18 protein-coding genes are annotated in these 17,803 nt (G+C 54.7%); 11 read left to right on the top strand and 7 right to left on the bottom strand.

The window, feature by feature from the left end; translation table 11 throughout:
- Positions 1-22 precede the first annotated feature (22 nt).
- The 4 genes from QMZ30_RS00090 to QMZ30_RS00075 form a co-directional block, all read right to left on the bottom strand.
- Positions 23-1,000 (bottom strand): DUF1852 domain-containing protein, encoded by a 978-nt coding sequence (locus QMZ30_RS00090; protein WP_058972451.1) that lies wholly within the window; start codon positions 998-1,000, stop codon positions 23-25.
- Positions 1,001-1,257: 257 nt separating this feature from the next.
- Positions 1,258-2,718: an MFS transporter gene (locus tag QMZ30_RS00085; RefSeq protein WP_039333893.1), complete on the bottom strand. Its 1,461-nt coding sequence runs from the start codon at positions 2,716-2,718 to the stop codon at positions 1,258-1,260.
- Positions 2,719-2,831: 113 nt separating this feature from the next.
- Positions 2,832-3,524 (bottom strand): RraA family protein, encoded by a 693-nt coding sequence (locus tag QMZ30_RS00080; RefSeq protein ID WP_283225833.1) that lies wholly within the window; start codon positions 3,522-3,524, stop codon positions 2,832-2,834.
- 3 nt (positions 3,525-3,527) lie between these two features.
- Positions 3,528-4,505 carry a hydroxyacid dehydrogenase gene (locus QMZ30_RS00075; protein WP_283225832.1) on the bottom strand — a complete coding sequence of 326 codons (978 nt, stop codon included), beginning with the start codon at positions 4,503-4,505 and terminating at the stop codon, positions 3,528-3,530.
- A 489-nt stretch (positions 4,506-4,994) separates the two neighbouring features.
- On the opposite strand from QMZ30_RS00075, the gene QMZ30_RS00070 reads away from it, so the two are divergent.
- The 8 genes from QMZ30_RS00070 (at position 4,995) to QMZ30_RS00035 (ending at position 12,709) form a co-directional block, all read left to right on the top strand.
- Positions 4,995-5,393 (top strand): DoxX family protein, encoded by a 399-nt coding sequence (locus QMZ30_RS00070; protein ID WP_283225831.1) that lies wholly within the window; start codon positions 4,995-4,997, stop codon positions 5,391-5,393.
- 39 nt (positions 5,394-5,432) lie between these two features.
- Positions 5,433-5,909 (top strand): GlcG/HbpS family heme-binding protein, encoded by a 477-nt coding sequence (locus tag QMZ30_RS00065; protein WP_283225830.1) that lies wholly within the window; start codon positions 5,433-5,435, stop codon positions 5,907-5,909.
- Positions 5,910-5,911: 2 nt separating this feature from the next.
- Positions 5,912-6,568 carry a sugar dehydrogenase complex small subunit gene (locus tag QMZ30_RS00060; protein WP_283225829.1) on the top strand — a complete coding sequence of 219 codons (657 nt, stop codon included), beginning with the start codon at positions 5,912-5,914 and terminating at the stop codon, positions 6,566-6,568.
- Between the two features lie 21 nt (positions 6,569-6,589).
- Positions 6,590-8,182, top strand: coding sequence for a GMC family oxidoreductase (locus QMZ30_RS00055; RefSeq protein ID WP_283225828.1), 1,593 nt, complete (start codon positions 6,590-6,592; stop codon positions 8,180-8,182).
- Complete coding sequence (locus QMZ30_RS00050; RefSeq protein ID WP_283225827.1) at positions 8,182-9,579, top strand: c-type cytochrome; 1,398 nt, start codon at positions 8,182-8,184, stop codon at positions 9,577-9,579. Before QMZ30_RS00055 ends, QMZ30_RS00050 begins: the two co-directional genes overlap by 1 nt.
- A gap of 81 nt (positions 9,580-9,660) precedes the next feature.
- Positions 9,661-10,128: a GlcG/HbpS family heme-binding protein gene (locus tag QMZ30_RS00045; RefSeq protein ID WP_283225826.1), complete on the top strand. Its 468-nt coding sequence runs from the start codon at positions 9,661-9,663 to the stop codon at positions 10,126-10,128.
- A 214-nt stretch (positions 10,129-10,342) separates the two neighbouring features.
- Complete coding sequence (locus QMZ30_RS00040) at positions 10,343-12,280, top strand: methyl-accepting chemotaxis protein (RefSeq protein ID WP_283225825.1); 1,938 nt, start codon at positions 10,343-10,345, stop codon at positions 12,278-12,280.
- A 75-nt stretch (positions 12,281-12,355) separates the two neighbouring features.
- Complete coding sequence (locus tag QMZ30_RS00035; RefSeq protein WP_283225824.1) at positions 12,356-12,709, top strand: MmcQ/YjbR family DNA-binding protein; 354 nt, start codon at positions 12,356-12,358, stop codon at positions 12,707-12,709.
- Here QMZ30_RS00035 and QMZ30_RS00030 read toward each other — a convergent pair.
- Positions 12,693-13,691 (bottom strand): class I SAM-dependent methyltransferase, encoded by a 999-nt coding sequence (locus QMZ30_RS00030; RefSeq protein WP_283225823.1) that lies wholly within the window; start codon positions 13,689-13,691, stop codon positions 12,693-12,695. The two genes, QMZ30_RS00035 and QMZ30_RS00030, sit on opposite strands and share 17 nt — an antisense overlap.
- Positions 13,692-13,797: 106 nt before the next feature.
- Here QMZ30_RS00030 and QMZ30_RS00025 point away from each other — a divergent pair, with 106 nt between their 5' ends.
- Positions 13,798-14,643, top strand: coding sequence for an AraC family transcriptional regulator (locus QMZ30_RS00025; protein ID WP_283225822.1), 846 nt, complete (start codon positions 13,798-13,800; stop codon positions 14,641-14,643).
- Here the strand turns inward: QMZ30_RS00025 and cybB are convergent.
- Both cybB and QMZ30_RS00015 read right to left on the bottom strand, forming a co-directional pair.
- Positions 14,640-15,179, bottom strand: coding sequence for a cytochrome b561 (cybB, locus tag QMZ30_RS00020; RefSeq protein WP_058972429.1), 540 nt, complete (start codon positions 15,177-15,179; stop codon positions 14,640-14,642). The genes QMZ30_RS00025 and cybB overlap by 4 nt on opposite strands.
- A 91-nt stretch (positions 15,180-15,270) precedes the next feature.
- Complete coding sequence (locus tag QMZ30_RS00015; RefSeq protein WP_283225821.1) at positions 15,271-15,765, bottom strand: MarR family transcriptional regulator; 495 nt, start codon at positions 15,763-15,765, stop codon at positions 15,271-15,273.
- Positions 15,766-15,887: 122 nt separating this feature from the next.
- On the opposite strand from QMZ30_RS00015, the gene QMZ30_RS00010 reads away from it, so the two are divergent.
- Positions 15,888-17,039 (top strand): MFS transporter, encoded by a 1,152-nt coding sequence (locus QMZ30_RS00010; protein ID WP_283225820.1) that lies wholly within the window; start codon positions 15,888-15,890, stop codon positions 17,037-17,039.
- Positions 17,040-17,131: 92 nt separating this feature from the next.
- Positions 17,132-17,638: a DUF1543 domain-containing protein gene (locus QMZ30_RS00005; RefSeq protein ID WP_283225819.1), complete on the top strand. Its 507-nt coding sequence runs from the start codon at positions 17,132-17,134 to the stop codon at positions 17,636-17,638.
- Positions 17,639-17,803 lie beyond the last annotated feature (165 nt).

The following is a 17,803-nucleotide window of genomic DNA, read 5'->3' as shown; positions in this document are numbered from 1 at the left end:
AAGACCTTGTATTTTCGGTTAATCAAAGCGCGTAATTAGCAGACCATTGCTCAAGAATGTTTTGGTAAGGTTTAATGAAGTTCTCTTCAGTAAACTTACCCTGCTCAGTTGCCAACAGGCTACGCTCTTCGCGATCGTAAACGATGCGGGTTAATGAATGATCCTGATGGTTCAGGCTTGGCTGGAAGCATTGACCCGCTGGAGAGTTCGCGTTGTAAATCTCCGGGCGATAAATTTTTTGGAACGTTTCCATGGTACTGATGGTGCTGATCAGCTCCAGATCGCTGTAATCACGCAGCAAATCACCAGAGAAGTAGAAGGCTAAAGGCGCAACGCTGTTGGCGGGCATGAAATAGCGCGCGTGTAATCCCATTTTATGGAAGTACTGATCGGTCAATGAATATTCATCTTGCTGGTATTCAATGCCCAACACCGGGTGCTGATTGCCGGTACGGGTATACACATTCTTACTGGAAACGCTGAGGCAGATAACCGGTGCCTTGCTAAAGTGCTCTTTGTACTTGTCCGAATTAACGAAACTTTTAAAGATATTCCCATGCAGATCGCCAAAGTTTTCAGGCGTGCTAAAGCCAGCGTTGCGCTTGTTGTGATCAGCCAGTAATACACTGAAATCATAATCGCGCACGTAAGAGGAGAAGTTATTGCCAACAATCCCTTCAATGCGCTGATCGGTTTTTTTATCGACGATATGAGTTTTCAGGATTTCAATCACTGGGAACGTAGTGCCATTTCCCTCAATGTCCAGTTCCACTGAAATGATATCGAGTTCAACAGAATAACGATCGCTTTTTGGGTTATCCCAGGATGCCAGTGAGTTGAAGCGATTATCCATCATCTTTAACGCGTTACGCAGGTTCTCTTGACGATGCTGGCCTCTCGCCAGGTTCGCAAAGTTAGTGGTAATACGCGTGCTTTCGGAAGGGTTGTAGTTCTCATCGAAAGTGGTTTTTTTCACGGTAAAGATAAAGTCTGCGTTCATTTGTTCTGGCACCCTAAGTTCTGACAGAAAACCTGATTTCATTCCTGGATTAGCAAGGCTGAAAGGTTTTTGTATTCACTAGACGTTTAGACGTCTAGAAGCTTTCACATGGCGTCTTTTATGCCAGAGTCTTGGGATGAGGAAAAGTGATTTAATTTCACTGAACATGAAGCATCTTCATGATCTCTCATGTTGCCTGAAAAGTGTTCAATATATTGCGGGGAGAGGATCGTAGGGGCGGCCATTTGGCCGCCCGTTTAAGGATTCACCTCTTCAAGTCGGCGATTCAAGGTCCGAGGGCCATACACTCCAATGGTAAACACCACTATCGCCATCGCGCCAGAAATCACGGCGAAGACTGAACTCACGCCCATTTCACTCAACACCCAGGCAATGGTAAAGCCAGACAGCATGCCGCTGATGCGACTAACGGAATAGACCAAGCCAATCGCTTTGGCGCGAAAACGTGTCGGGAACAGTTCAGCCTGATAGGCACGATAAGAGAAGGTCATGCAGGTACTGGCCAGTGACAGCAGCAGCCCCAGTGTCACCAGCATCACCGGTTGTGACTGCCAGGAGAAAATAGTACCGACGATGGCAATCGCCAGAGCAGAACCGCTCACCAGCCACTTACGTTCAATGCGGTCGGCAAACGTCATCGCCACCAGCGGTCCCAACGGGCTGGCGAACGCAATCAGAAACGAATAGAGCAGGCTGTGGGTAAAGGTCACCCCTTTTGCCGCCAGTAAGGTCGGGATCCAACTGGCAAAACCGTAATAACCAATTGATTGAAAGAAATTAAACACCAGCAGCATGATGGTGCGACGACGATACGGTGGGCGCCACATCTCATTCTTCACCGCAGGCTTCGCTTCAGTTGGGATGCACTGCTGCAGATCCACCGCAGGTAAGGCAGAACCGGTCGATTTCGCCACGCGCGCTTCCAGTCTGCGCACCACATCCTCAGCTTCTTTATAACGACCTTGTTCAACCAGCCAGCGCGGGCTCTCTGGCAAGCCCATACGAATAATCCAAACCAGGATCGCACCGATACAGCCAAACAGCACCACCCAACGCCAGCCACTCAAACCCAGTATCTCTTGCGGCACTAACTGCCAAGAGAGGAAAGCGATGGTAGGGATAGAGGTGTACTGAATCGCCTGCACAAAGGCATAAGAGCGCCCGCGCAGACGTGCTGGAATAAATTCCGAGACGTAGGCATCAATCGTCACCAGTTCGGCACCGACGCCGATACCGGAAATAATGCGCCAAAACACCACGGCAAAAGGGTGATGCTGAAAAGCCATGATGCCACTGGCCACCGCATAAATGAGCAGCGCAATGATAAACACCTTCTTACGTCCGATGCGGTCAGCCAAATTGGCAATCAGCAACGTACCAAGGAAGACACCGAGAAACATCGCCGCGACGAAGGCACCCAGACTGGTAGGATCAAAAAAGTTATGGCTGCCGTGGGAAAAAATACCTTCACGCACCATGCCGGGACCGATATAAGCGGTCAGAAACACATCGTAGACCTCAAACCAGCCACCCAGCGCCAGGGCGAAGATGATCAGCCACAAGGGGCGGGCAGCAGGCAGGCGCTCCAGCCGTGCAGAGAGTTGCGCGCCAAAAGCTTTGCCCTCTTCTGGTGTAAAATTCTCGCGCCAGGTCATCGGAGGCGGTATCGACTCGCTCAGGGAAATTTTCTTAAGCACGGTAGGGTACTCCGTTGTTTTATATTATTTTTTATGCAGGTTGATAAGGGGCGCCAATTTCTGGCGCCCCAACATATCGCGCGACCCTGATTCAGGGGGCGCAGACGAAATCATTAAACCGGGCAGCCCTTCGCACGCAGGATCGCGTTGAACCGCTCGGGATCGTTGTTACCGGCGATATTGCTGGCACGGATCTTCTCTTCACGCTGGGCGTGTTGTTGTACTCGTGGCAGCAGCACACTCAGCTCATCTTGTCGGATGGCAATCACGCCGTCGGCATCAGCCACGATCAAATCTCCTGGCGACACCACTAACCCGGCACAATGCACGGTGGTGTTCACTTCACCTGGGCCTTCTTTCGAAGGGCCGCGTAGGGTATTGCCACGCGCCCAGCAGGCAATGACGCCTTCGGCCCACTCATTGAGATCGCGCACGGCACCATCAATCACGAAACCGGCAATCTTTTTGGTCACGGCGGAGGTCCGCATCAGGCCCCCAATCAGTGCCTGGGTCAGATCGCCCGACCCGTCAACCACGATCACATCGCCAGGCTGCGCCATCTCAATGGCTTTGTGGATCATCAGGTTGTCGCCTGGACGAACTTTTACGGTGATGGCTGGCCCGCACAGCACCAGGTTGGCATCGTTGTGATACGCCTGTAATCCAATGGCACCGACACTCCGCCCCATCGAGTCCCCAATATTCGGCACCGGCAGTGCGCGGAAGGCATCAATCACACCCGCATCAATCTGTGTGCCACGCTCACCGATGAAATAGCCAATGGGCCAGTCTTTATGAATCGTCATGTGTTAACTCCGGTTAAGCGCCTGTGGATTGACACAGGCTGAGAGGTTGATCTGTTGGTTATCGAGAAAAGCCAGACATTGGCGTGCGGCGCTCTGTGCCACGGCATCCAACGCCTGTGGGGTGGAACCGCCAATATGCGGGGTGATGATCAGGTTGCCGAGTGCGCGGAAAGGATGATCTGCCGCCAGTGGCTCTTGCGTTACCGTGTCCAGTGCAGCAGCGCGTAACTGCCCGCTTTGCAACGCGGCAATCAGCGCCTCTTCGTCAATCAGTTCACCCCGCGCGGTATTGATCAGCGTGGCGTGCGCCGGCAGCAGCGCCAGGCTTTGTGCGTTGATCATCAGACGTGTTTTTGGCGTTACCGGGCAGTGCAGGCTGAGTACATCTGCCAGTGGCAACAGCGCGTCCAGCGTCGCGCAGCGCTGTGCACCTTCGAAGTCCGCATCGTCGGGGGTAGCAGGATCAAAAAATGCGACCTGCATCCCAATCACGCGGGCGAAACGTGCAACACGGCGGCCAATTTCGCCAAAGCCCACCAGACCCAGGGTTTTACCTTGCAGCTCCTCGCCATCGCCGCTGCGTGTCCAGCGTCCAGCAGCGACTTCCTGCTGGAAAAAAGGCAGGCGGCGCGCGCAGTTCAGCATCAGTGCCAGTGTCAGTTCCGCAACCGATTGAGCATTGGTGGCTGGCGTGGTTAACACCGGAATGCCACGCTCCGTGGCTGCGGCAACGTCAATATTGGTCACGCCCACGCCATGCTTGCAGATAATTTTCAGCGTAGGGCAGGCGTCAATGGCCTTGGCATTCAGCGCCACGGTGCGCGAGATTACCGCATCGTACGCCACGGTGCTCATGCGATGTTCGACCTCCGCGATGTCGTTGGCATCAGCAAGATAATCCACCGTGCAACCAGCCTCCGCGAGAAGTTGACGGCCTCCCTGGCCAAGGCTCGTGGTGGTCACGAGAAAGCGATAACTCATGTCGATTCTCCAATAGGGTTTACGTCATCCTGGCATCGGCAATCGATAAAAAATATTCTGCGAAGGTTATTAATTCATTCCCCAAAGGAATCGGTGTGCAAAATTCGCGCATTCTGGCTGACCGACTAAGCACCGTTTTATGTTGGATAATTGTTAACGTCATGATCGAAAATGAAGATGATCATGCCAGTCCTAATTCTTTAAGATTTTTACTCATAAACAGGCCGGAAAGCCTTAAGCCGTAGGTGAAGAAGGCCGCATAAGTGCCGTTAAAAACCCTGACTCATAGTGTGATCTACTTCAAATAACACCCTCAACACCCTGATGCCTGTCAGATATTTTATCGCCGCTGTTTTGAGCAGAAGGCGATGTAATGTTGAGCAGGCTGAGCGGTGAGCGATTTTTAGCCGCACGAAATGATAAATGTAACTAAAGTCACAGAGTGTACCGTTTGGTTCATTAACAACTACATAATAGAACGGTTACATCATGTATCAGTCCAAGGATCTGCTCGCCGTACTGGGTCGCGTTATGGCGGTCGGTCTGTTCTTCACGTCGGGTCTCGACAAAATCACCCATTACGCTGACAACCTGCAAACCATGGCGGACAACGGGGTACCAGCCTTCTTCCTGCCGTTGGTCATCCTGTTGGAAGTGGGTGGTGGGCTGGCGATTGCACTCGGCTTTCTCACACGCTTTACCGCGATATTTATGGCGGTGTTTTCAGTGGTGGCGGGTTTCCTGTTTTATCAAGGCTATAGCCACGCGCACCTGATGGTGTGGTTGAAAAACATCTCCTGCGCGGCGGGATTCCTGATGCTGTGCCTGCACGGCGGCGGCAAATGGAGCCTCGATCACCTTATTCAGCAACGCCTTGCGCGCCACTGATCGTCTCCCTCTAACACATTCATTTCCAGGACAACATCGATGAAAAAACTTCCGACAGCACTGCTGTGCGGCGCAGTGCTTTGTGCCTCAGCCCAGGCAGCCGAACCGGTTAACCAGATTGCTGTGTTAACCCATCATCAGGCACAGCAGCTGCTGGCTAAGGCGGAGCAAATTATTGACCGGCATCACATTGGCGGCGCGATTGCCGTGGTCGATCCTTTCGGTCAGTTGATTGCCTATGAGCGTCTGGATGGGGCAACGCTCGCCAACAGTGAACTGGCACCGAAGAAAGCGCACTCAGCAGCCGCCTTTGGTGCACCTACCGCCAGCTTCCAGCAGAAAATTGCTGCGGGAAATATCGGTCTGTTAGGCAACCCTGCGGTGGTGCCGTTACCGGGTGGCGAGCCGGTGAAAATTGATGGTGTGGTGGTCGGTGCGATTGGCGTCAGCACGCCAGATGGCAACGTGGATGCAGAGGCTGCGCAAGGCGCGCTGTCGGCATTGAAAGCAGGTTAGCCATGGAAAGAAGACGTTTTTTACAGCTGATGATGGCAACGCCTGTGATTGTATCGATTCCGCTGCAGCCGTTGCTGGCCGCACCGGCTGACGCCTCACAATCACTGTTGCTGCGCGCCAGTGAGTTACTGACCGGACGCCGTGGCCTCGACGTCGGTATCACCGAACGCTTGTGGACGCTGTTGTGCCAACAGGACGCTGAGTTCCCCGCGCAGCTCGCGCGGTTAATGACCCGGCTCAACGCACTGCGCAGTGAAGATCGTGAGCAGATCGTCACGCAACTGGATGATGCCGATGTCAAAACCGCGTTAAACATCATTTCGCCTTGGTATCTCGGTTACACCGGGCATCCTTCCACCACCAAAGCGGTGGATGACGCCCATTTCGTTACTTTCCTGTCCGCGCTGATGTACGAGCCCACCCGCGACCATACCATCCGGCCAAGCTACGCCAGAGCGGGCGGTGATTACTGGGCTGAGGTGCCAGCTGGTGTGACCGCGCCACCGATGTCAGCTCAGATCCGCGAATGGGGCGATCTTTCGCCTGTCGCCGCCAACGCGATTAAACCCCCTGAAGCACCCTGGTTACTGATGGTGCAGGGCAAAGCCAAAACCCTCGTGGAAGCCGAGGCGATGCTGGCGCAGCACAACAACACATAACAAGAATCGAGCAGGTACATCATGAGTGAATTTGATGCCGACGTGGTCATCGTCGGCTCCGGTGCGCTGGGCGCCAACGCCGCTTATCAACTGGCGAAAGCAGGCAAATCGGTGATTATGCTGGAAGCAGGGCCTTACATTCCACGCTGGAAAGTGGTGGAAAATTACCGCAACGGTGCCAGTAAACGTAACTGGTGCACACCCTATCCTAATCTTCCATGGGCGCCGAACTCTTATACCGATGGCTATATCGACGCTAAAGGTGACGATGATTTCCAGTATGTCACCAGCTACTTGCGCGTAGCAGGGGGCAGCACCCGCCACTGGGCATCGGCCTGCTGGCGTCTGCTGCCCAACGATTTCAAGCTTAAAAGTGTCTACGGCGTGGGCCGAGACTGGCCATTTGAATACGGCGAGCTGGAGCCGTGGTACGTCAAAGCCGAGCGTGAAATTGGTGTGGTGGGCACTGCGAATGAAGACCAGAGCGGTCAAGGGCGCGGGCACTATCCGCCGCGCTCCGCAGCGTACCCGCTGCCGCCGGAAGCCAAGCCGTACATGGTGCAGCGCATGCAGTCAAAGCTGGGACCGATGGGTTATCAGGTGATCCACGAGCCGCATGCGCGCGTCTCTCGTCCTTATGATGGCCGTCCAGCCTGTGCCGGTAACAATAACTGTGAACCGATTTGTCCGATTGGCGCCATGTACTCGGGGGATATGCACGTCGATAAAGCCGTCGCGCTGGGCGTGCAACTGCGTACCGAGTGTGTGGCGTGGAAGCTGGAGAAGGGTGCTAATAACAAAATTGTGGCACTGCACTATCGCCAGCCTGACGGCAAAGACACGCGACTCACAGCGAAAACCTTCATTATTGCCGCACACGGGCTGGAAACGCCGAAACTGCTGCTGATGAACGATGTCGCCAACAGTTCAGATCAGGTCGGCCGCAACCTGATGGATCACACCGGGTTAAGCCTGACCTTCCTTGCGGATGAACCGCTATGGACCGGACGTGGTTCGGTGCAGCACGGTACCATTGCAAATCGTCGCGATGAAGCCAGCCGCGCGCAACACTCCGCTATTCGCTATTCACTGCGCAACCTGGTACCGAATGTCGATGTCACCGTGCCGCTGCTGAAGCAGGGTATGATGGGCCAGGCGCTGGATGATGCCATCCGCGACCGGGCATCACGCATCATGAATATCAGTACCATGAGTGAAACGCTGCCGAGCCCCACCAACCGCGTAACACCTAACTACGACCGTAAAGACTCGATCGGTTTGCCGATGCTCAACGTGAATTATCACCTTGATGACTACGTACGTGGCATGCGCCCACAGGCTTACAAAGATTTCGCTAACTTCCTGCAAGCCTTTAACGGCGAAGTGATCGAAGCCCCAACCGGATGGCGCAACCAGTACCACATTATGGGCACCACCATCATGGGTGATAACCCGCGTGACTCGGTGGTGGATGAACACTGTCGCAGTTGGGATCATCCAAACTTGTTCCTCGCCACCACTGGCGTGATGCCGACATCCGCCACGGTCAACCCGACGCTCACCGGTATTGCGTTGGCGTTGCGCATGGCTGACACCATTGCGAGGGAGATCTGATGATGCGTAAACAGATCAGGCATCTCGCTGCGGCTAGCTTATTGGTCGCCGGATTCGTGCAGGCGCAGGATGCCTCGCCCGATTTGGTCAAGCGCGGGGAGTATCTGGCTACGGCTGGCGACTGTTCTGCCTGCCATCGCGATCCGCACAGTGGTAAACCCTTCTCAGGCGGCTTCGCCATTCAGTCGCCGATGGGCATGATTTACGGCTCAAACATTACGCCATCGAAAACGGCAGGCATCGGCAATTACAGCCTTGCCGACTTCACTGATGTGATGCGCAAAGGTAAAGCGCCGGGCAATCACTACCTCTATCCGGCGATGCCTTACACTGCGTTTGCGGGATTATCCGATGAGGATATCCACGCGCTTTACTCCTATCTGATGCTGGGCGTCCCAGCCGACGATCACCCCGCGCCGGAAACCGACCTGCCGTTCCCGTTCTCTTTCCGTCCGGTGATGGCGGTGTGGAATCTGATGTTCCTCGACAGTCGCGCCGTACCGGGCAGTGATGCCACAGCGGGGAGTGCCGAACGCGGCGAATATCTGGTACGCACGTTGGCGCACTGTTCCACCTGTCATACGCCGCGCAACGGCATGATGGCTGAACAGGGCGATCGCTTCTTATCCGGTGGCAAAGTCGGCAGTTGGACCGCGCCAAATATCACGCCCGATGCGCAGGCCGGCATCGGTGACTGGAGTGAAGATGAAATTGTCACCTATTTGCGTACCGGTGCGCTGCACGGTAAAGCGATTGCTGCTGGTGAGATGGGGACAGCAGTACAGAACTCGTTCTCGAAAATGCAGCCGAGCGATCTCGCCGCCATGGCGCATTACCTGAAACAGGTCACGCCGATTGGTGGTGCAGATCGTAAAGCTCCCGCCGTAGCTCCACAGCCGACGCCGCTTTCCGCCATTGAAACCGGCATGAAAGAGAGCATCAACGATTATGTTTCGGGTGAGGGGATGAGCGGTGCGCAGCTTTATAACGGTGCCTGCGCAACCTGCCATGCCAGTGACGGGCGCGGCACGCACGATGCGCAGCACTTTTATCCGTCACTGGTGGGTTCGTCGGCCGTGTTGTCGGACGATCCGGCCAATCTGATCATGACCATTGCAGAAGGTGTGGATCGTAAAACCGAAGGCGATCATGCCTTTATGCCAGAGTTTCGCACTCAATTTTCACAGGCCGAACTGACCAAAGTCGCGGATTACGTCTCAACCAACTTTAGTAATCCGCAACATGCCGTGACTGCCGCCGATGTTGAACAAACCTTGAAAGGGGAAAGCGGCAGCTGGCTGGTGCGCTATGCGCATGTGTTAAGCATTGTCGGCGGCGTTGTGGCGCTGCTGGTGATCATTTTGGCGTTAATCATGGTGCTGCGCCGAAGGAAATAATCGTTGGGCAGCACCCAGGTAAGCAATATCCACCGTCGTGTTGCCCGTTTTTAATGACACCGTTGTTTATGGAGAAGTGACATGAAAAAGGCCTTATCTCTGGCTCTGTTGAGTACCGCTCTGCTGGGTTCTGCGGCGGCACACGCCACCTTGACCCAAACCATTTTGTCTCAGGGTGACGCCCAGAAACTGATCGCCAGCGCAGAGGAAAAAGCGCGCGCCCTCAATGCGAATGTCTGCATTGCGGTATTGGATCAGTCGGGTCAGCTGCTGGCATTTAACCGTATGGACAATGCACCGGTTGGCTGCATTGATTCCTCGATCCTCAAAGGCCGTGCGGCGGCGCTGTATCGCACTCCTACGGATAAATATATGGATCGCGCTAATGGCAAAGAGCCGGCGATTGCGACCTTACCTGGCGTGATCCCGTTGGGCGGTGGCTCACCGGTGGTGTGGCAGAACAACACCATTGGCGCAGTCGGCGTAAGTGGTTCCGCCAACCCGAATGAGATCGCCATCGCCAAAGCGGCCAGCGACAGTTTTAAATAGTCATCATATTGCGCCCGTCGCCGCCCGTCACCGACTGCGGGCGTGCCAAGGCGCGTCCCAACCAAAGCATAGCGGCGCGAGTTATCGCGCTGTATTGAATGCCCATCCCCCATCAAGTTCTTCCACCATCCGCCGATAGTCTCTTCTGAGGGATGTACGCGCACAGGGAGTGGTTCTTTTTAACCGAAAAAGTGTCAACCCCAGGAGCGCCATAATGGCCAAACACGCATCAAAGAAAACTATGAGCACCCGCACGCAAATGCTGCTGACGGGTGCCATCACCATTACCCTTGGCTTTGCTGTCACCATCGGCGTGCTCAGCTGGCAGTCCAGCAAGGAGCAGAAATCGCTGGCGGAAAACTATTTACAACAGATTGCTCAAACCCAGGCACTGCAAATCCAGCAGGAACTGAGCTACGCGCGCGATGTGGCGCATAACCTCGGACATAGCCTGATCGCACTACCCGAAGCGGGCATCCAGGATCGTAAGGTCGCGGACAAAGTGATGGAGTCTGCGTTACGCGACAATCCTGATTATCTTTCCGTATCCGTTATCTTCGAAGAGAATGCTTTCGACGGGCGTGATGCTGAATTCGCCACACAACCGAATGCGGCACCCAAAGGGCGTTACGCCTACTTTGTCGACCGCGATCAGTCTGGCAAATTCAATATGCATCCGCTCACTTCGATCTTTACGCCGGGTCAAGGTGACTACTATCTGCTGCCGCAGAAGAGTCAAAAGGATACGCTGATTGAACCCTACAGCTATGCCTACAATGGTATTCCTACCTTACTGACATCCGTCGCAGCACCCATCATCAGCAAAGGCAAATTATGGGGTGTGGTGACGTCAGACATCTCACTGGCCTCGCTGCAAGAAAAAGTCAACAAGATCAAGCCCTGGAATGGTGTGGGCTATGCCATGTTGCTCTCCAGCGCAGGGAATGTGGTTTCCTATCCGGATAAAAATCAGACCAGCAAAGCCTGGAAAGGCGATACCCACAGTTATAGCGCTTCGGCGTATGAGCAGCACGACAATATCCTCGGTGAGGATGCGCTGGTGACCTGGCAGCCGATTGTCATCGGCAATAGCGATCAGAAGTGGTATCTCGGCGTGGTGGCCCCGGTGAGTCAAGTGATGGCAGCCGCGCATCGTCAGTTGATCAACGCGGTGATCCTGATGATCATCAGTATTTTGGTGGTGTGCGCACTGCTGGGTGTGTTGTTTAACCGCAAGGTGCTCAAACCGATTGGTGGTGAGCCGTTGGAAGCCGCGACCATCGCGTTAGCGGTGGCGGACGGTAAGCTCGACAATGTCATCACCCTGAAAGCACGTGATAACAGCAGCCTGTTCTACGCGCTGCACACCATGCAGAACCAGTTGCGCGAGATTGTCGGACAGATTCAGGATGCCAGTTCATCGGTGCGGCAAGGTGCCGGGGAGATCGCCAGCGGCAACCTTAACCTGGCATCACGCACTGAAGAGCAGGCGGCGGCACTGGAGCAAACCGCTGCCAGCATGGAGCAGATCACCGCCACAGTGAAACATAACGCCAGTAATGCACATCAGGCCACGGAACTGACGGAAAATGCCACGCAGATTGCCAGCCGGGGTGAAACGCTGGTGGGTGAAGTGGTGCAGACCATGGCGCAGATTGACGACAGTGCGAAGAAAATTGGCGACATCACCGCCATCATCAACAGTATCGCGTTCCAGACTAATATTCTGGCGCTGAATGCCGCAGTCGAAGCGGCACGTGCTGGTGAACAAGGTCGCGGCTTCGCGGTGGTGGCCTCTGAAGTGCGTAACCTGGCACAACGCAGTGCCAATGCAGTGAAAGAGATTGCGGCGCTGATTGAAGAGTCCAGCCAGCGCGTGGGCAGCGGTGTACAACTGGTGCAGGATGCGGGTAAAACCATGCAGGAAATGACGCAGGCGGTGAACTCGGTGCGTACCATCATCGGTGAGATTGTGGTGGCTTCCGATGAGCAGGCGCGCGGCATCAGCCAGGTGACTATCGCGGTGAACGAGATGGACGGCACCACGCAGCAAAACGCCGCACTGGTGCAAGAGATGTCGGCTGCTGCCAGTTCACTGGAGGATCAGGCGGCACAATTGGCACATACGGTGGGGCGTTTTCAGTTGAGTTAAATTTACGAGGCGTTCATTGTGTAGCGGCGTGATAAATCGCGCCGCTACCATTAATGTGCTTTTAAAGGAGCCGCAATGAACCGCCAGATTCTGTTCGAGCACATCAGCCAAACCTACCAGATCGAACCCGATTACCCGTGGAAGAAACACAGCGCATATGCGGTGCTGCGCCATCCGCGTCACCGCAAATGGTTTGCACTAGTGTTTCCGCTGGAGAGCCACAAACTCGGTTTAGCCGAGGGAACCGTGGTCGATGTGATGAATATCAAAACCCGCCCTGAACTCACCGGTTCACTGCGCCAGCAGCACGGCGTCTATCCGGCTTATCATATGAACAAAGAGCACTGGATCAGCCTGACGCTCGAGAATGGCCTGCCGGACAGTGAAATCCTTTCATTACTGGATGAGAGCTTTAGTCTGACGTTTTAGGTCGCCGCGCCAGAATCACGTTCAGCGGAGACATTGGGAACGGCTGCATGCGCTGCGTCTCCTCAATCTCAAACCCCGCTTGCTGAAGTGCGAGAGCCAAAGCACCCTCATCGGTTACACTGTAACCTCGCATCATCAATGGCGTGAAGAAAGGCAGTATCTGTCGGGCCTCAGCGGGGTTATCTGGCACCTCGGCGTGAGCACTGATCAGTAATCCCCCGGGTTTTAACCGCGTAAACCACTCACTGAGCATCGCCTGACGATCCTCCATGAAATAGAGAAACGAAGAACTCCAGATGATATCGACCTGACGCTGCGGCGGAAATTGCGGCACAGCACAACAGCGATGGGTCAGTCCCGCTCTCTCGATATTCCGCTGTGCCACGGTGGCGGTCTGTGGCAAGTCAAACACGATGGCGGAAAGCTGGGGAAATCGCTCTGCTAACGCAATGCTGATCAAACCCGGCCCACCGCCCATATCCAATAACAGCGCTGGACGCTGAAAGTCCGCCAGCCTGTCGGCGATAGCGCAGGCGGTCTCTGCGCTGAGTGCACGCTGTTCCTGAGCAATTTGATGCAGTGCTGCATCGGCCCAGGCGGTATCTATTTGCAACGGATCTTGCCAGCCTGATGCCGGTTGGGTGAGCAACTGAGGTAACTGTTGGGCAAACTGCTGCAATACCTGATGGCGATAGCGCCACGCATCACCGATGAAGCGCGAACTCCCGCTGCACAGAAACAGGTGTGCACCGGCGGCAAGCACAAAGCAATCGCCTTCCAGCGTGAGCAACTCGAGGCTCCAGAGTAAGCGTAAGAGATGGTTAGCCTGCTGTGGCTGCCAGTTATGATGCTGCGCGATCTCAAGGGCTGTTGCCGGTAGCGCTAAAAAATCGAACAGTTGGCTATCGAATGCCAGCGCGATTGCACCATTCAGTGCATGTTGCGCCAGCAGCGCGTCCAGTGTTGGCAGAGGTGAATGCATAAAACGTCCTGTGCAGAGAGTGAGAACACCAGACTAGCCTTTCATGCGAATGCAATTTATTCTCATTTGTCTGCGAGACGGTGGATTAACTCTGCGAAACGGAGAAATGATGCAACAACCCGGAAAACTGCACGTGCGCCAATTCGATCTGGCACCAGGCATGCGTCTGGTGCAGTCGGACTACTGGCCATTACAGCCTTTGCATGAGTCGTCACAGGCCTGCAGCGATCAGCCGCAACTGGTGCTGACTTTTGGTATGCAGGGCGCATCGCGTTTTCGTGAAAGCAACGGGCGTGAAATCGCGTTTCATGCCGGGCACCTGACCGTTACCAGTTTTCAACGCAGTGTGGGAGAGCGCCTGTATCGTGCGGGTGAACGGGTGCAGCAATTACGCGTGATCCTTAACGCCGCCAGTGTCCGACACTATTTTGGCGAATCAAATGCGGAACCTATGTTACGGCTCAATCTGCAGCGACATCTGTTTAGCCGCTATGGGCAAGCAACTGCGGCACAGCTCAAACATCTGCATGATGATCCGCTGCTATTGGAGATTCAGGCGTTAACCTTGCTGGCTCTGCACCGTCATCAGCTTCAGCCCGATGCGCTTATGCAAAAACGGCACCCACAGCAGGTGGAGAAGGTCGAGCAAGCGCGGGACTGGATGCGCGACCATCTGGCCGAAAACTTCTCGCTCGCGACATTAGCGCTGGCTGTGGGGTTAAGTGAATACCAGCTGAAATCTGGCTTCCAGCATCACTTTCGCTGTACGCCGGGTGCGCTACTGTTGCAGATGCGAATGGAACAGGCACACCAGTTACTGGAGCAGGGATATCAGGTGGCACAGGCGGCATGGCAGGTAGGCTATCAGCATCCACGCAATTTTAGCGTGGCGTTTCAGCGCTATTTTGGCCGCCCGGCAAGTGCGATTACCGGGCGGAGAAGGCAGGATTAACGCGAACGGCGCGAGGGCATCATGCGCAGCAGCGTGTTGTCTTTAAACAGGTAATGGTGAGCCAGTGCGGCGAGGGCGTGAATGCCGATCAACCAGTAACCATAGGGCGCTAATGTTTCATGCCAGTCTGCAATGCTGTCAGCAAAATCCGGGTCGGGATCGCTGCTCACCGGCATTGGGATGCCGAAAATCCACCAGGTACGACCCATGTAGAAGCGCGACAAAATCCCGAGGATAGGCAGCACAATAAAGAACAGGTAGATCGCCAGGTGCATCAAATGCGCCAGGCCGGTTTGCCAGTGTGGCGGTTTGGGCACAATCGCCGGGCTACGATGACGGAAACGCAGCATGACACGCGAGAGCATCAGTACCAGCACACAACTGCCCGCGCTGAAATGACCGATGATCATGGCAAATCCTTGCCATGAACCGCGCGTCGCCAGACCGCGAAACTCCATGGTGCAATAAGCAGTGGCCACCAGCACGAAGGTTAGCCAGTGAAGAAAAATCTGCGAGGGGGCGTATTTAGTGCTCATGTGTTATCCATAAAATGCGTTGCATACGACGTAACATAGCGGAAAGCGCGCTGAATTAATTCATATTTTGACACATCCCTCGTGGCAATGTTTACGGTTGGTGTTCAGTTGCTTGCAGTAACTGACTGAGTAACAGCTTCAGCTGTTGTTGCTGTGTGCCATCCAGCGTTGCGAGGAGTGCATTTTGCGTCTCGGTATGCACCATCAATGCCTGTTCAATCTTTTCGCGTCCTGCCTCCGTCAACGTGACCAACGTACTGCGCTTATCGTCGGGATCGGCTACGCGCTCGATAGACCCGGCCTCGGCCAGGCGATTGAGACGATTTGTCATCGCCCCCGAGGTGACCAGCAGCGATTTGTACAACTGCGTAGGAGAAAGGCAATAGGGTGCACCCGCGCGACGCAGCGTGGCCAGCACATCAAATTCACCGTCGTGGAAATCAAACGGGGCCAGCGCTTCCGCTCGCGCTATGGCGAGATGCTTCATGATGCGCAGCATGCGGCCAAATACCGCCATGGAAGAGGCATCCAGTTCAGGCATCGCCTTGGCCCACTGTTCCGTTACAAAGTCGACGTGATCGGCCATTTTTCTCCCTTTCTTCTGTGGCATTTCTAGATTGATGATTTGTTGCTTTGTGCGCATCCCACTTTCGCGCTGCTGAAAAGTATCTTAACGTTAAGATACTTTGACGCACAAGGAGATGCCAAGTGAATCGTACCTTACCTGCAATCGGCATGTTTGCCGTACTGGTTTTTATTATCGCACTGAATTTACGCCCGATTATGGCGGCAATGGGGCCGCTGTTTCCGTTATTGCAACGTGACGCGCAGCTTAATGCCACGCTGTTGAGTTTACTCACCACTTTACCGGTCATCATGATGGGACTGGCGGCGCTGGCTGGGCCAATGCTACTGCGCACCTTAGGCGAAGTCAGGGGCATTGCAGCAGGTTTAGTACTTTTGGCATTGGCCTGTCTGGCGCGCGGTGTGGCGCCATCCGCGTGGGTATTGATCGTCAGTGCCGTGGTGGCCGGTGTTGGTATTGGCTTAATTCAAGCCTTGATGCCCGCGTTGATTAAGCGCCATTTTGCTGCGAACGCCGGCACGTTAATGGCGCTATTCACCACCGGGATTATGGCTGGTGCGGCGCTGGCTGCCGCCACGGCTGCACCCTTGGCCGACACACGTGGCTTAGGCATAACGTTGGCGATTCCGGTGATACCCGCGGTGATAGCGCTGCTGTTATGGTTGATAACCTTACGTCCTGGCGTGCCATCCCTTTCGCCACCGCGTCCTAAAGTGGCATTATCCAGTCGAGCCTGGCTGCTGATGGTGTTCTTTGGCATCGGAACCGGTGCCTATACGCTGGTGTTAGCCTGGTTGCCACCGTTTTACATGCAATATGGCTGGCTGCCGCAGCAAAGTGGCTATGTGCTGGGGGCGTTGACCTTGACAGAAGTGGTCGCGGGATTTGTGTTGACGGCGTTGATACATCGTTTCCGCGATCGTCGTGGCCCGCTTATGCTGGTGCTTACATCGATTTTACTGGGGCTGCTGAGTCTGATCTGGCTCGGTGGTGCCAATGCCTGGATTCCAACGCTGTTACTGGGATTGGGGATTGGTGCGTTATTCCCGCTCTCCTTAATCGTCACTCTGGATCATGCACATTCGCCAGAAGAGGCGGGCGCGTTGTTATCCTTTGTGCAAGGTGGTGGATATTTACTGGCCGCCTTGATGCCGCTGATTGCCGGTATCGTCCGCGATCGCGTGTCTTCGCTAAACAGCGCGTGGGCAATGATGAGCGTAGGGATTGTGATATTGATGATGATGGCGCGGCGGTTCAAACCGCAGATGGCATAATGGGTTGCGGCAAGAAACGGTTGTTTCGTTGTATATCATGTTTTATAACGCTGCTCTCACCTCATCTTTGTTGATCAAAAGGAAATGATTACGTGAATCTGTTTATCTTTTACATTGGCGGCAATGCCGGAAAATCGAATATTGAAGTGCATGACATTCAGTTTGTTGCCGCCGAAAAGCCTGAAGATGCCTGGCCCGCGCTACGAGAAGCCTGGTTTGGTGATGCCGATAAAATCCATGTTGATGGCTATGCCCGTGTGACCTGGGCGGATGGCTATCGTGTAACGTTGTCTGATCAACCCGCTACGGGCAGCGAAAAGCTGTTCTTTGTCAATGCCGGTGCGTACCATCCCTCCACGCTGGCGGAGTTGCATGCCTTTGATCTGTTTGTGGCAAAGGATGTCAAAGAAGCCAAAGCCAAAGGTTTAGCCAACCTGCTGCCGGGTGCGGATCATCAACATAAAGACAATCTGAAGGATGTGGATGATTGCCTGTTGCTGGAAAAAGTCGGGGATTTGTATATCCATTTAACCCCAGACGCCAATGGCGAACCTTTCCGCCCCGAGTGGCAGGGCTATCAACCGATTGGTATTGCGTGATTTGGAGCGTTGTCCTTGGTTGTGATTCGAGTGACTGACGATAACGCCGTCTGAGGCCGCACCGGGCCCGGCGGTCCTCGCGCCGCTGACGCGGTGCCTTCACTTCACTCGTCTGCCTTACGGACCGGTGCCGATGGAACATCCATGTTCCAGCGCCACCTTTCG

The organism is Pantoea sp. EA-12 (assembly GCF_030053355.1).
In the GTDB taxonomy this organism is placed as follows: domain Bacteria; phylum Pseudomonadota; class Gammaproteobacteria; order Enterobacterales; family Enterobacteriaceae; genus Pantoea; species Pantoea vagans_C.
This window is presented reverse-complemented; position numbering and strand designations above follow the sequence as displayed.

Coding starts and splice junctions, on each gene's coding strand:
- QMZ30_RS00040 (WP_283225825.1), top strand. CDS start 10,343: ATGGCCAAACACGCATCAAAGAAAACTATGAGCACCCGCACGCAAATG.
- QMZ30_RS00055 (WP_283225828.1), top strand. CDS start 6,590: ATGAGTGAATTTGATGCCGACGTGGTCATCGTCGGCTCCGGTGCGCTG.
- QMZ30_RS00025 (WP_283225822.1), top strand. CDS start 13,798: ATGATGCAACAACCCGGAAAACTGCACGTGCGCCAATTCGATCTGGCA.
- QMZ30_RS00030 (WP_283225823.1), bottom strand. CDS start 13,691: ATGCATTCACCTCTGCCAACACTGGACGCGCTGCTGGCGCAACATGCA.
- QMZ30_RS00060 (WP_283225829.1), top strand. CDS start 5,912: ATGGAAAGAAGACGTTTTTTACAGCTGATGATGGCAACGCCTGTGATT.
- QMZ30_RS00075 (WP_283225832.1), bottom strand. CDS start 4,505: ATGAGTTATCGCTTTCTCGTGACCACCACGAGCCTTGGCCAGGGAGGC.
- QMZ30_RS00015 (WP_283225821.1), bottom strand. CDS start 15,765: ATGGCCGATCACGTCGACTTTGTAACGGAACAGTGGGCCAAGGCGATG.
- QMZ30_RS00050 (WP_283225827.1), top strand. CDS start 8,182: ATGATGCGTAAACAGATCAGGCATCTCGCTGCGGCTAGCTTATTGGTC.
- QMZ30_RS00070 (WP_283225831.1), top strand. CDS start 4,995: ATGTATCAGTCCAAGGATCTGCTCGCCGTACTGGGTCGCGTTATGGCG.
- QMZ30_RS00065 (WP_283225830.1), top strand. CDS start 5,433: ATGAAAAAACTTCCGACAGCACTGCTGTGCGGCGCAGTGCTTTGTGCC.
- QMZ30_RS00035 (WP_283225824.1), top strand. CDS start 12,356: ATGAACCGCCAGATTCTGTTCGAGCACATCAGCCAAACCTACCAGATC.
- QMZ30_RS00080 (WP_283225833.1), bottom strand. CDS start 3,524: ATGACGATTCATAAAGACTGGCCCATTGGCTATTTCATCGGTGAGCGT.
- QMZ30_RS00045 (WP_283225826.1), top strand. CDS start 9,661: ATGAAAAAGGCCTTATCTCTGGCTCTGTTGAGTACCGCTCTGCTGGGT.
- QMZ30_RS00090 (WP_058972451.1), bottom strand. CDS start 1,000: ATGAACGCAGACTTTATCTTTACCGTGAAAAAAACCACTTTCGATGAG.
- cybB (WP_058972429.1), bottom strand. CDS start 15,179: ATGAGCACTAAATACGCCCCCTCGCAGATTTTTCTTCACTGGCTAACC.